The 13,434-nt window shown below is 49.2% G+C and carries 14 protein-coding genes; 9 read left to right on the top strand and 5 right to left on the bottom strand.

Annotated elements, in window-relative coordinates:
- Positions 1 to 22 precede the first annotated feature (22 nt).
- Positions 23 to 1,198 carry a porin gene (locus ACIDE9_RS00175; protein WP_194753017.1) on the bottom strand — a complete coding sequence of 392 codons (1,176 nt, stop codon included), beginning with the start codon at positions 1,196 to 1,198 and terminating at the stop codon, positions 23 to 25.
- 162 nt (positions 1,199 to 1,360) lie between these two features.
- Between ACIDE9_RS00175 and ACIDE9_RS00170 the strand changes: the two genes are divergently transcribed.
- Both ACIDE9_RS00170 and ACIDE9_RS00165 read left to right on the top strand, forming a co-directional pair.
- Entirely contained in the window at positions 1,361 to 1,969 is a 609-nt protein-coding gene (locus tag ACIDE9_RS00170; RefSeq protein WP_194753016.1) for a hypothetical protein, read from the top strand.
- A gap of 168 nt (positions 1,970 to 2,137) precedes the next feature.
- Complete coding sequence (locus tag ACIDE9_RS00165) at positions 2,138 to 2,587, top strand: hypothetical protein (RefSeq protein ID WP_194753849.1); 450 nt, start codon at positions 2,138 to 2,140, stop codon at positions 2,585 to 2,587.
- Between the two features lie 464 nt (positions 2,588 to 3,051).
- Here ACIDE9_RS00165 and ACIDE9_RS00160 read toward each other — a convergent pair whose 3' ends face one another.
- Positions 3,052 to 3,933: a LysR family transcriptional regulator gene (locus ACIDE9_RS00160; protein ID WP_411991871.1), complete on the bottom strand. Its 882-nt coding sequence runs from the start codon at positions 3,931 to 3,933 to the stop codon at positions 3,052 to 3,054.
- A 160-nt stretch (positions 3,934 to 4,093) separates the two neighbouring features.
- Here ACIDE9_RS00160 and ACIDE9_RS00155 point away from each other — a divergent pair, with 160 nt between their 5' ends.
- Entirely contained in the window at positions 4,094 to 4,750 is a 657-nt protein-coding gene (locus ACIDE9_RS00155) for an SDR family NAD(P)-dependent oxidoreductase (RefSeq protein ID WP_411991869.1), read from the top strand.
- 108 nt (positions 4,751 to 4,858) lie between these two features.
- Here the strand turns inward: ACIDE9_RS00155 and ACIDE9_RS00150 are convergent, their stop codons facing one another.
- Positions 4,859 to 5,452 (bottom strand): hypothetical protein, encoded by a 594-nt coding sequence (locus tag ACIDE9_RS00150; protein ID WP_411991867.1) that lies wholly within the window; start codon positions 5,450 to 5,452, stop codon positions 4,859 to 4,861.
- Positions 5,453 to 5,668: 216 nt separating this feature from the next.
- Positions 5,669 to 6,358 carry a hypothetical protein gene (locus tag ACIDE9_RS00145; RefSeq protein ID WP_411991865.1) on the bottom strand — a complete coding sequence of 230 codons (690 nt, stop codon included), beginning with the start codon at positions 6,356 to 6,358 and terminating at the stop codon, positions 5,669 to 5,671.
- A gap of 198 nt (positions 6,359 to 6,556) precedes the next feature.
- Here ACIDE9_RS00145 and rpoH point away from each other — a divergent pair, with 198 nt between their 5' ends.
- Entirely contained in the window at positions 6,557 to 7,414 is an 858-nt protein-coding gene (gene rpoH / locus ACIDE9_RS00140) for an RNA polymerase sigma factor RpoH (RefSeq protein ID WP_194753848.1), read from the top strand.
- Positions 7,415 to 7,476: 62 nt separating this feature from the next.
- Here the strand turns inward: rpoH and ACIDE9_RS00135 are convergent, their stop codons facing one another.
- Positions 7,477 to 9,432: a dynamin family protein gene (locus ACIDE9_RS00135; protein ID WP_411991863.1), complete on the bottom strand. Its 1,956-nt coding sequence runs from the start codon at positions 9,430 to 9,432 to the stop codon at positions 7,477 to 7,479.
- Between the two features lie 234 nt (positions 9,433 to 9,666).
- Between ACIDE9_RS00135 and ACIDE9_RS00130 the strand changes: the two genes are divergently transcribed.
- Genes ACIDE9_RS00130 through ACIDE9_RS00110 form a run of 5 tightly spaced genes read left to right on the top strand, consistent with a single transcriptional unit; the run spans position 9,667 to position 13,429 of the window.
- Complete coding sequence (locus ACIDE9_RS00130; RefSeq protein ID WP_194740661.1) at positions 9,667 to 10,062, top strand: gamma-butyrobetaine hydroxylase-like domain-containing protein; 396 nt, start codon at positions 9,667 to 9,669, stop codon at positions 10,060 to 10,062.
- The gene (gene ubiE, locus ACIDE9_RS00125; protein WP_411991862.1) at positions 10,046 to 10,813 is read left to right on the top strand and encodes a bifunctional demethylmenaquinone methyltransferase/2-methoxy-6-polyprenyl-1,4-benzoquinol methylase UbiE; all 768 of its coding nucleotides are present in this window, start codon (positions 10,046 to 10,048) and stop codon (positions 10,811 to 10,813) included. The genes ACIDE9_RS00130 and ubiE overlap by 17 nt, the downstream gene beginning before the upstream one ends.
- A gap of 4 nt (positions 10,814 to 10,817) precedes the next feature.
- Entirely contained in the window at positions 10,818 to 11,408 is a 591-nt protein-coding gene (locus tag ACIDE9_RS00120) for an SCP2 domain-containing protein (RefSeq protein ID WP_411991860.1), read from the top strand.
- A gap of 3 nt (positions 11,409 to 11,411) precedes the next feature.
- Positions 11,412 to 12,959, top strand: coding sequence for a ubiquinone biosynthesis regulatory protein kinase UbiB (gene ubiB, locus ACIDE9_RS00115; RefSeq protein WP_411991858.1), 1,548 nt, complete (start codon positions 11,412 to 11,414; stop codon positions 12,957 to 12,959).
- 26 nt (positions 12,960 to 12,985) lie between these two features.
- Positions 12,986 to 13,429, top strand: coding sequence for a DUF2147 domain-containing protein (locus ACIDE9_RS00110; RefSeq protein ID WP_411991856.1), 444 nt, complete (start codon positions 12,986 to 12,988; stop codon positions 13,427 to 13,429).
- The last annotated feature ends 5 nt before the right edge of the window (positions 13,430 to 13,434 follow it).

The following is a 13,434-nucleotide window of genomic DNA, read 5'->3' as shown; positions in this document are numbered from 1 at the left end:
GAAAAGGGTTATAAGGTGTTGATTAGAATTGCATCTGCAACGCGACTTTGAAGTCGTTGGTATCAGAGGCGTTTGAAAAGTCAGTCTTACCGTAGCTGGCAGTAATCATGGCGTTGTAAGGCGCGATCACGTAGCTGGTACCGATCTCAACACGCTTGGTATCTGCGCCAGTGCGTACGTTTGAGGTCGCCGTCGTCACGCCATCCGCGTCAAACTTTTGATAACGGATAAAAGGCTTGAACTTGCCCCAGCCGATTTCGTCCTGGAACAAATAGGCCACAGCGGCTGAATAGGCTTTACCTTGTTCACCCAGAATGGCATTGTCGGTGTCGTAGTAGTAATAAGCCGCTTCAGTAGAGAAGGTGCCAGGACCGACATCTTTCTTCTCTAACAAGAAGTCAACGCTGTAAGAGCTGTAGTCACCTACCGCGCCCAAGCCGCTGACCACGCCGTCTTTTTTCACACGACCGGCCACACCAATAGACAGAATGTCTTTGGCACCAAAGTAGCTGCCTGTGCCGTAATAACCTGGTTCTGCGTCCCAGAAGTTGTATTGCACACGGCCTGCATACATTAATTTGTCTTTAGTACCAGCAGTTTCTGATTGCGCACCCACACCGCTCAAGCGGAAGATGTTGTCGCCTTCAAAGGCACCGAATGACACGGCAAGATGGTCTTCCAGAAAGCTGGTCACCACCGCCACACCTTCATCACGGCCAATCACACCACCGTTAAAGCCATAACGTGAAGCAATGCCGCTCCAGTAACCGCCACCCATAGAGTAGTAAGGACCCGCCATGTTGGCGCGATCACTTGGGGACAGGAAACGACCTGCCCAGATGGCCACTTCTGGCGTCAACTGGAACTGCACGTTGGCATCAATCACTTGAATCGTGTCGCTGCTACCACCGCCTGGTGCGGCAATGTTTTTCTCTGTGTTCAACATGCCTTTGATGTATTTGTTGAACGAACCAGATAAGTAAATACGGGCACTATCTAAAGAAAAGTCGTTAGAGCGATCCTTGCCGTTGGCAGCAGCATCTTCTACTGAAGAATAACCACCAATAAAACCGAAGCCAGCACTGATATACTTGTCTTCACCAAAAGTAATCGTGGCACCGGCATTCGCCATTTGTGCACCCAGGCCGCAAGCCATTGCTACTGCTGTATGCAAGGCACATTTTTTCAAGTTCATCATCTAAAACTCCCTTTCTCGTTAAATTCAAACCAACACAGTTAATCAAAACTTGCGCTCAGCTTAACGAGAGGGGCATGTAGGACAAATACGTCAATTTGCGTAGTGGCGACGGTGGGTAAACACCGCTAGACTGCACATAACAAATTGAGAACAGGGCTCGCAATGCGTCTTTTGACTTACATCCTATTCAGCACTTTATTAGCAGGCTGCGGCGAGGTCTCATATAAACGCGGAGGCTCACAGCAAGACATAGACCGCGCGCACCAGGCTTGCCGCGGCAGTGGTGATCAGTTGGCCAAGTGCCTGGCCGAACATGGCTGGCAGAAACCCACTGTCGATGCCTTTGACCCATTATTCGCGACCATAGAAGTGACCGATAACAAACAAGTCAGCCAGGCCAAGCCCAGTCCTTTTATAGAGTTATCCGCAGAGACCCCGCAAAAACCAGTGGCCGCAGCTGTTGCAAAAACACCACAACCAGCCTCACAAGCAGCTGAGTCGGCCAAGCAGCCAGCAGCACCAGTCGCCGTTGCAGAAACACCGACAGCCGCCAGCCGCTCTACAGCCAACGATGGCCCGGATGTGCAATACTCGATTAACTCATGGTGGAAAATGGGCGCCTTCCCGAATCAGCTCAAACAGGATCAAGGCGCTTGTGAGAAAAAACTGGGGCCGGACTATTTGCCGGACTACAAAACACAAACCTACAAGCGCGCATTTGTGGCCTGTATGCATGACCTGGGCTGGATGGCGATTCGCAATCTGAAATAAGTGGTCGCCAGCCTATTTTTGACCTTTCATCGTCGTCAGCGCTTTCTGACATGACTATCAGAATCATGAGACTGTCATCAAATTGTCCGATTTTCTAAGATGCGCATACGCGTGACACTTCATGCGTATGTATAGGCAAAGATGCCTTAATTAGAGGGATGAATGATGATGAAAAAATTAGCGATGGGTGCAGTATTAATGGCTAGCGCAGTCACAGCCTTCGCAGCAGATGTTGGTGTGGCCGTGAGCGTTGGTCAACCGGGATTTTATGGACAGATTGTGTTGGGGAACGCCTATCCCGCACCGCAAGTTATCTATCCCCAACCTGTGATTATCCAGCCGCCACCCGTGGCCGTGGTGCAACCGCCGATGTATTTGCGCGTGCCACCGGGCCAAATGAAAAAATGGGGTCGCTATTGTGGCAACTATGGTGCCTGTGGCCGACAAGTATATTTTGTGCAGGACAACTGGTATCAGAACGTTTATGCGCCACGCTACAATGCCTACGGCGGTGGCCCTGGCGGCAGACATGACCATGATCACGGCGACTGGGATGACGACCGCGGACACGGGCATGGCAAAGGACACGGTAATGGTCACGGCCGTGGACGCGACTAAATAACGCCTGCCTGCACAGGCAGGCATGTCGTACGACCAACCGGATTCTTTGGAAATGTAAGGGAGGAGTCAGCTATTATTGTTATCGTACCTCATCCAGCGATCAAGCTGGGGTACAGAGCTGGCTCCACCAGATTTAAACGCTACAACTGATTGAAAAGCATTTCCTGCCTTGTTCAGCACGTTGTTTTAACCAAGGAACAGGACTTTGCAGCATTTTTTATTGAAACCATCATTGACCACCACAGTCAGCGAGATTTCATGTCCGCCTTATGAATACCCGCCTGTATTCCCGAACCCCTTCCCGGCGCCGCCGCTGAAATAATCGTTTTAAGCCATACAGGGGCGCAGATTGGTCAAAGTTTACTCGACGTCGCAAAAATTCAGAAAATCATATAGTTAGGCGCGTTACCAAGAACCAATCCACGGTGTTATCCACAGTAATTGTGGAATAGAAACCCTGCCTACTTTAAGTGTTCGGCCAGATAGTCCACAAACGAAGCCAGCTTGGGCGTTGTTTGCCGCTCTTTGGGATACACCGCATTCACTGGCCTGGAGGGTGGCGTAAATTCCTTGAGCACTTCCACAAGCCGCCCGGCTTGGATGTCAGGTGCCAGCAGCACTTTTGGCATCATGATAATCCCAATGCCTTTCAATGCGGCCTGCCTCAATGCTTGCCCATTATTGGAATCAAACCTGGAGCGACTCAGCCCCTGGTTGGTCAGGGCTTTTTCGACCACTTTCCAGCCGCTTTGGCTCCGCCAATTGGTAAAGCCCAAACACTCATGGTTTTTCAATTCCTCAGGCTTAGTGGGCGTCCCACGCTTATTCAGATAGGCAGGCGAGGCACATATCGACAACTCAACAGTCGCCAATTTACGGGCAATTAGGGACGAGTCCGACAACTCGCCGATCCTGATGGCCACATCAAAGTGTTCATCAATAATGTCTACAAACCTGTCGGAAAGGGATAACTCCACGCTGACATCCGGAAACTGATTTAAATAATCACACACAATGGGCGTCAGAGTAATAGATCCAAACCAGAGCGAAGCGGTGACTTTCAGCAAGCCCTTGGGTTTACCGCTTAAAATGGCCGTACCGGCTTCCGCATCTTCGACTTTCTTCAAAATCTCCTTACAGCTTTCGTAATAGGCTTTTCCAACTTCGGTGACTTGCAGCCTGCGTGTGGTGCGCTTGATAAGCGTTGCATCCAACCTCTTTTCAATAGCGTTGATGTGTTTGGTCACCATGCCAGGAGACATTCGAAACACATTCGCTGCGGCTGTAAAACTGCCTAACTCCACAACTGATGTATACACCTGCATACTGGTGAATCTATCCATTCATCACTCTCGGTAAATAATATTTTTAATATTATGCTATTTATCAAAGTGATTGCAATCATCAGAATAGCGTTCATGCAGTAAAGCACTGCCTATTAAAAAGCGCTTCTATGCCATGTTGATAGGCAAACATTGAATGTCATTATTGAGGAGATTTCACATGAAAGTATTTTTAGGTATTGGTTCCGGCCCAGGTATGGGCGTCGCCACAGCAGAACGCTTCGCCAAAGAAGGGTTCAAAATCATTCTGGCGAGTCGTAACGCCCAAAACACGAACAAGTTGATCGCGAAATTGAATAGCAAGGGTTACCAGGCCGAGGCCAAGGTGGTGGATGCGTCTGATGCAAACCAGGTAGCCGCGCTCATTACTGCCGTTAAAAATCAGGAAGGTAACATTGATGTCCTGCACTACAACGCGGCGAATCTCCGTCAGGCCACTATCGCCAGTCAAGCCAACGACACGTTTAACAGTGATCTGGCAGTTAATATTGGCGGTGCCTTATCGGCGGTTAAAGCAGTGGTACCGTTAATGACCGAAGCCAAATCAGGTTCTATCCTGCTCACAGGCGGCGGGTTTGCTTTGTATCCAAGCCCAGATTATCTCTCGCTAAGTATTGGCAAAGCAGGCATTCGCGCGTTAACTCTGGGGCTGTTTGAACACCTCAAACAACAAAACATCCATATTGCCACGGTCACCGTAGCCACTTTTGTGAATCCAGACTCAAAAGAGTCTCACGATGTTGCCGAGCAATTCTGGACATTGCATGCGCAACCTGCTGACCAGTGGACAGCAGAAACCATGTATCCAGCCAGCTAACTAAAGTAGGTTGAACCTTGAGATGGAGGAACCATCCTCCATCAAGAATGCACGACAAGTGAGTCACGTAGGTGAACACACTGTATAAACCCACTCAACTGAAACTGTTTACCTAATCAATCCTAGTTGTTTCATGCGTTCAAAAGTGTTCTGATATTTCGGCATTTCCTCAAGATAATGCCTCAAGCCAATATTACCGTTTAAGACCTTTCCTCGCATCAGAATTGCCTGCTCGTCTACCAAGTCAATTGGATCCTCTTTGCCTTCAGGCCAAATTGCAAAATCATGAATGACTAACGCCGATTTAGGCTCAATTTTCTCTTTAGAAATATCCCTATTTTCAGCATAAAAACTTGACTGATTTAAAATCCCTGATTTCAAAGATAGATAAAACTGGTGCCGCCAAAACTCTTCCTGCTCTTCACAAATTAATTGATGTGCCTTTAGAGTGATCAATTTTTTAATCGTTTTGTATCTCTCTAAATGTCTAGCACAAGTTAACCAGTCCAATCTCTCAGCACTGACTTTTCGATCCATTGTTAAAGCCTCGTAGGCATTCTTGAGCGTTAAATTAGCCTGATCTAGGTATCTTTCATTTTGCTGAGTTTCAGACTGCTTAAATATTGCAAAAGCCGCAATCACAGCAGAAACTGTGGCAATAAAAGCGCTTATCACTGTTGCAATGTTAGCGTAATCTAGCATTCATACTCCCTCTATAGGTTGTTATTAAGGTCACTTCCATCAACCTTGCAGTTATGATTCCAAACATTGAATTATAGAGAACAGAATCGCCATGGGCTTGGAAGAGACGCCACTAAGGGTTTGGGCATTTCTGGGTTTTCTGAATAAAAATGTGGATTTGGATTCTCGAAACCGCAAGGCTACAAACTGAAGGCGGTAGCCAGTAAGAGCTGCGAGTTAATCCTTAGAGCCACCTTCCGAAATGTTCGAGCTTACAATATAGAAGCCGTCATCTCGTTTTTCAAATATTGCGTATTCCTGAATTGGACTGGTGAGTATCGCCTTGAGGGGCACTCTATCAAAGCCTTGCTTCACCGCATCACTCAACGCTATGAAATCCCATTTTTTACTGCCGGGAGCTAGGAACAAAAGTGTATGAGCATGATTATTTCCCATTCTCATGGCAAAGGTGATAGCCGAGTCGCCCTCCATGTACCCCCTTAGCTTTAGCACCTTGGTCTTGCTGTGGCTGAAAGCCGTCCCGTTACGACGAGTACTGTTATGCCATTTGCAAAGAGGCATCAGGTACGAATCTGCCCCACGTTGCACAACACCAGATGGGTTGGGGGTCATATGGCCACCGACATCGAATCCAGGGTGACTTGTCGCCCTTTTGGATAGTATAGGGTTGGTAACGTAGCAACTGGTTTCATAAAAATCTGGGTATTCTTTTAACAGGGCTTTCCATGCGAGACCTTTATATCCTTTGACTGCTTTGGGGTCTTTTGTACTCCCTGTGACATTGTAGAGAACGCCCGGATAGTCAATTACATCAGCACTTGTACTTTGTATCATCTTTCCTCTGTACATTGCGACGAATGCTCTTACTACTTCCACCCCGGTCGCACTTGGCATCAATAGTTTCATTCCCAATCCCTTTCTAGGTTGAAGAGTCTACTCAACTTCTTAGTATATAGAACGCATCAGCTAGTCTATGTATCAATTCCAAACTTTAATAGCTCGTCACACAAACGCGTGCAATCGCGTTGAACTTTTAAATGGGCTAGCACTCTCAAGCTTTGAGTGCTAAAATCATTTTAAACATCTTCTTTCAATAAGGAGTTTATTATCAACGCGTTAACTTTACCTGTCGTTTCCTCGGCTGACAGCCTGGATCAATATCTGCGTACCATCAAGCAGTTTCCAGTGCTCACGGCTGAAGAAGAATACAGCTATGCGACTGAGTTGAAAAAAAGTGGTGACCTGGAGGCTGCGCGCGCACTGATTGTGTCGCATCTGCGTTTGGTCGCGAGCATTGCCCGTGGCTACAGCGGTTATGGTTTGCCACAGTCTGACCTGATTCAGGAAGGCAATATTGGCTTGATGAAAGCGGTGAAACGCTTTGACCCTGACCGTGGCGTGCGCCTGGTCTCATTTGCCATGCACTGGATTAAGGCCGAGATTCACGAATACATCGTGCGTAACTGGCGCCTGGTGAAAACCGCGACCACTAAAGCACAACGCAAGCTGTTTTTTAACTTGCGTAGCATGAAACAAGGCTTTGAAACACTTAGCCAGGATGATGTGCACCGTATCGCCACCGAGCTGAACGTGAAACCGGAAGAAGTGACCGAGATGGAATACCGCCTGAACGGTCAGGAAATTTCTCTGGATGCGCAAGTAGATGACGATGGCGAAGAAGTATACAGCCCGATTGCGTTTTTGGAAGATGAAGGTCCTGAGCCATCTACTTTGCTGGAAAACCTGCAAGACGAACATTTGCAAACCGAAGGCTTGAGCATGGCCTTACAACAACTGGATGAGCGCAGCCGCCGTGTGCTGCAAGCGCGCTGGTTGACGGAGGGTAATGCCTCCACGCTGCATGAACTGGCTGCTGAGTTTAATGTGTCAGCAGAACGTATCCGCCAGATTGAACAGAAGGCGATGCAGAAAATCAAAACCTATATGCTGGAAAGCAAATAACAAAAACGGGAGCCTAGGCTCCCGTTTTTGTTTTCATGACAGCTATTCTATAACTGCTATTTTTAGGCAGCTTGTACGATGACCTCTTCGTGCGCCAAGGCAAACAAGGCCTTACTATTGAGCTGATCCAGCTCTGCCAGTTGCTGGCGTATCGACAACTCTACCTGTTCCAAGTCGGCAATACGCTCTTCCAGGGTATCAGTCGCCTGGTAAATACGCTTGATGCTTTCCACACGGCGCTTGAGTTGCACATGATGCTCACGCATCTGGCTTTCCATCGGCGCGATCACGGCTTTGAGCCAGCTTTCGGTATCGCGGTTGGCCGCTTCATATTCGAGAATCACATGACTGGCCAGGGTTTCAAAAAACTTGCTGGTCAGCGTCAGTTTTTCGTGGGCAATCATGTTGAAGGTGGTATTGAACTGGTCTCGGTAAATCGCTTCCAGTTTATTGAGTGCTTTTAAATAGCGTGAGGTAGAAAATGGTGGTGGTGCTTTTTGCAGTAAACCGTGCTCTTTGGAAAACTTTTCATACATGGCTTCCATCATTTTCTTGATTTCATGCACATGCACATCGGCATCCATCATGCGGCGCTTGAGCTCACTGAAAAAATCATCCATGGCTTGCCGCATGGTTTTGGTAAACGCCGCTTTCATCATGGTATCGCGCGTTTCGCGTACTTTGTTTTTGAGCGCAGGCATGCCCAGATGATGGAATACCTGATTAGACTGCACTGAAAATACGCTACGCAAGGCTTGGTAACGCTGCAAACCGACTTCGAAATTAACCTTGTCTTGCTTGACCTTGCGCATCATCTGCGCAATCACATCTTCGTTCTTGCCCTGCAAACACCGTAATTCATCGGCTTGATCGAGCACACTTTGCAAACGCGTTTCCAGCGTGATGCGCGTCTGATGCACCATGTCTTCAATTTCACCCTGTATGCTCTCGCGCACAATCTCCTGCTTGGCAGGGATCAGCTCATCAGACAGGTTTCTTTCCAGTTGCAGCAAACGGCTTTTGAGCAACAACTGCTGGTCGCCTTTCACTTTGGCCAACAAGCCTTTTTGTGCCGAAGTCGGTAAAATCTGGTCGCGCGGCAAACCTAATAACTCGGCCGTGTTTTGTAACTGGCGATAAAGTTCTGTTTCCACTTCGTCATCAGTTTTCAGTGGATCCCACAAACCGTCAATCTTGTTGAGCACGGCCATACGGCCTTTTTGCTTCCAGCGCGCACCACTGATATAACGGCGCCAGACTTCCATTTCAGATTTAGTCACGCCAGTATCGGCGCCTAAAATAAACAGCACCGCATGCGCATTCGGCAGCATGCTCATGGTGAGCTCGGGCTCGGCACCTATCGCATTCAATCCTGGCGTATCCAGAATCACCAGGCCTTGCTTGAGCAAGGGGTGCGGGAAATTGATCACGGCATAACGCCAGCAGGGAATTTCAAGCAGGCCATCGTTACCAATCAGCATGGCATCATCGGGCTGGTCAGGGTTATATAGCCCCAGGGATTGCGCTTCATCGACAGTCACGCGGCGGGTACGGCTGACCTCTTTAAAGGCCTCGACCATGCTTTCGCGGGAATGTGCATCAAATTCGACCGCAGACCAGGCTTGTGGCATACGGCGGTATTCACTAATGGAAATCTGGTGGCTGTTGGTTTCAATCGGCAACAATGACAAACTGACCGGCTTGCCGGTGTCATAACGCAATTCGGTGGGGCACATGGTGGTGCGTCCTGCGCCGGATGGCAGCAAACGGTGGCCGTAACCGGAGAAGAAAATCGCATTAATCAACTCGGATTTGCCGCGCGAAAATTCGGCGACAAATGCGACATTTAACTTGTCCTCACGCAAACGGTTTAGTTGCTGCTGTATCCGCTCTTCTATTTGCACATCGCTGAGCTGTTTATCGGCCAACCAGCGCCGATACTCCCCCAAAACATCAGCAATCGATTGACGCCATCGCGTGTACAAATCCAATTGTTGTGCCAGTCTGTTATTTTCCATAGGACCTGCTTAAGAATTGTTAGGTAACCTATTCATGATGGTTTGTTTTTTTAGTAATCTATCATGAAATAATAAAAGTTCAAATAAATCATGTAGGTATAGCTATTAATTCACAAATAAAATGAATTATCAACCATAAGATACAACAAAGACTATCCATGCGCGGCAATCATGCATCTGCTATCATGCGCATAATTAAAGTTAACGACCCAATCCACCACTTTCTTCAATCTTATGAGCGGTCTACACCCTGATTGTCCGACCCCGACCCTGATACAACTGCATCAGGCCTCACACCTGCTTGAAATACACTTCGACAACCATACCGAGTGCATGCTGTCTTGCGAATTTTTGCGTGTGTATTCTCCCTCGGCCGAAGTACGCGGACATGGCGCCGGGCAGGAGGTGCTGCAACTGGACAAAGAAAACGTCAATATTAGCGATATTGAACCGGTTGGCAGATACGCCATCAAACTGATCTTTGACGATGGTCATAATACCGGCCTGTATTCATGGGATTATCTCTATTATCTGGCACAACATTATGAAAGCCTGTGGCAAGACTATGTGACTAAACTATCCATGGCTGGCCATACCCGCAAGGAACCCACACATGCAGCAAAACACTGATCAGGAAAAAACCACCCACTTTGGCTTTGATACCGTGGCCGAAGCTGACAAGCAGAAAAAAGTCGGTGAGGTGTTTCATTCGGTCGCGCAAAAATATGACATCATGAACGATGTGATGTCTGCAGGCATGCACCGTTTGTGGAAGCGCTTTGCGGTCGATGTTAGCGGCGTGGGCCAGGGTGACAAAGTGCTGGATATTGCCGGAGGCAGTGGTGATTTGTCACGCCTGTTTGCCAAAAAAGTGGGCACGCAATCTGCCGTCAACCCGGGCACGGTGATTTTGACCGACATTAATGCCTCCATGCTGGGTGTCGGCCGCGATCGCATGATAGATGCAGGGCTGAGCATTCCGGCTACGCAGTGCAATGCAGAAGTACTGCCGTTTGCCGACGAAACATTTAACTGTGTCATCGTTGCCTTTGGCTTGCGCAACATGACACATAAAGATGTTGCCTTGCGTGAAATGCAACGGGTGCTCAAACCAGGTGGTCGCCTGCTGGTACTGGAGTTTTCAAAAGTGTGGCAACCACTGGAAAAACTCTACGACACCTATTCATTTAAATTGCTGCCCAAGTTTGGTAAATGGATTGCCAACGACGAGCCCAGTTACCGCTACCTGGCAGAAAGCATACGCATGCACCCTGACCAGGAAACCCTCAAGCAAATGATGTACGACGCCGGATTTGGCAAAGTGGATTATTACAACCTGACCGCTGGCGTGGTGGCGCTGCACAAAGGCATCAAGATCTAAACACATGTTTAAACCCCTGATTCAATTTGTGCTGCAACACCTGATGCAGCAAAACAGCTGGACGGCACCGCTGCTACAGCCTTACGCCCATAAAAACCTGCGCCTGGACTTTAAAGTCGCCCAAGCTACACTCACCATTTTAAATAATGGTGAGCTGGCCGTCGCCGGCGACTCAGCCGAGGCGGATGCCACCATACACTTGCCACCTAGCCTGGCCATGCGCCTGCTCCGGCAAGACCCGCTTGCACACAGCCTGATTAAAATCGATGGCGACACTGCACTTGGCATAGAGGTCGGCAAAATACTGTCTGCCATCCGCTGGGATATTGAAGATGACTTAAGCAAAGTCGTCGGCGACATTGCCGCCTATCAGGTCGTGCAAATCGGGCAGGAGAAATTACAGCGCTGGCAAAGCCAGGCCAAAAACCTGGGAGAAATGCTGGTGGAATACTGGCAAGAAGAGCAACCCATCATTGCCAAAAAGACCCGCGTTGAGCAATTCAACCAGGCGGTTGACCAACTGCGCGAAGATACTGACCGCCTGCAACAGCGTGTCAATAAACTACTTGCAACTGCCTCTCCTGAAAGCCAGTAATACATGCATTGGTTACGTTTTTTCCATATTATCGGCGTACTGATCTGGTACCGCCTCGACATTTTTTTTGTCCGCAATGAACAACCAGGCCTGGCCTACCGCCTGCTAAACGTACTGCTGTTCTGGCGGCATGCGCCCGAGCAACGTGCAGTACGCTTACGCCTCGCACTTGAGAGACTAGGTCCAATTTTCGTTAAATTCGGCCAAATGCTATCGACGCGCCGCGATTTACTGCCAACAGACGTGGCCGACGAGCTCACAAAATTGCAAGACCAGGTGCCGCCATTTGCTTATGCGCAAGTCGAAGCCATTATTCAAGAAGCATTCGCAGCCCCCCTGAGCACGGTATACGCAGAATTCAATACCACGCCTGTCGCCAGCGCGTCGGTGGCGCAAGTCCATTTCGCCAAACTACATAGTGGCGAGCAAGTAGCCGTCAAAGTGTTGCGCCCGGGCATTGCAGCGATTATCCACCGCGACATTGCCTTGTTGCGCACACTGGCGTGGTGGGTGAAAAAACTCTCCGGCGAAGCACGCCGCCTGAAACCAGATGAAATGGTGGACGAATTCTCCCGCCATACCGAGCATGAACTCGACTTAACGCTGGAGGCAGCGCAATGTGCGCAACTGGGCCGCAACTTCAGCGACCGCCGCTTGTTGGTGCCTAGCGTGTACTGGGACTACTCACACAAACACGTCATGACCATGCAGCGCATGTTTGGCACCCCGGTGCGAGACACCGCCACCCTCACAGCACATGGCATCAACCTGACGCAACTGGCGCACGAAGGCGTGGAAATCTTCTTCACGCAAGTATTCCGTGATGGTTTTTTCCATGCCGATATGCACCCGGGCAATATCCAGGTAGTGACTGAAGGGCCAGACAAAGGCAAGTTTATCGCGCTTGATTTTGGCATTATGGGCAGCCTGTCATCCACCGACCAATACTACCTGGCGCGCAATTTCCTGGCTTTCTTTAATCGCGATTACCGCGATGTGGCCGTGGCACATATTGAATCCGGCTGGGTGCCCGCCGACACAAATGTCGAAGCACTGGAAACTGCGGTGCGCGCGATTTGCGAGCCGATCTTTGAAAAACCACTGAAAGATATTTCGTTTGGCCGCACCCTGCTCAGCCTGTTCCAGATGTCACGTCGCTTCGGGGTGAATATCCAGCCGCAACTGATCATGCTGCAAAAAACCCTGCTGAATATTGAAGGCCTGGGGCGCGAACTCGACCCAAATATTGATTTATGGCACAGCGCAAAACCTTTCCTCAAGCGCTGGATGAGCGAGCAAATCGGCTGGCGCAGCCTACTCAAATCCGCCAAACGCGAATTACCTTATATTCTCACCCACGCAGCAGACATGCCGCGCCTGTTTGAACAATACCTGCGCAACCAGACCGAGCTGGGCAAACAGCAAAGCCTTATCGATGCTTTGCTTACCTCGCAGCACCAACAAACCACCTGGCAGAAATGGGCCACCACGGCCATTATCGTGCTGGTGCTGCTGCAATTTGCAAGTTTGTTCCTGCTGTTTAACCACTAAGCTGTCGCCGTTAAAGGAGATCAACCATGCAATCCCTCAAGCAACTGCTGGCCATTACCTTACTCATGCTGCCCTACGCAGCGCATGCCGCAGATTTAAGTGGCGTTTGGCAAACCACGGATGATAAAACCGGCAAGCCCAGATCACTGGTGCGCATTGTTGAAACTGCCGGGGAATACAGCGCCATCGTCGAAAAAGGCCTGCTTGCCACCGATACCGGCGATGCCGTGTGCGACAAATGCACCGACGAGCGCAAAGGCCAGAAAATTATCGGCATGACCATTGCCAAACACTTAAAGAAAAGCACTAACAGCAATATCTACGATAGCGGCGAGATTCTTGACCCGGAAAATGGCAAAACCTACAAATGCAAAATGACGCTGAGCCCGAATGGCAATGAGCTTGAAGTACGTGGATTTATCGGCTTCTCACTGCTGGGGCGCTCACAAACCTGGAAGCGGGTCGAGTAATTGTG

This window comes from Methylophilus sp. 'Pure River', from assembly GCF_046765995.1.
GTDB lineage: Bacteria > Pseudomonadota > Gammaproteobacteria > Burkholderiales > Methylophilaceae > Methylophilus.
Note: the sequence above shows the minus strand (reverse complement) of the source record. Positions and strands in the feature narration are given on the sequence as shown.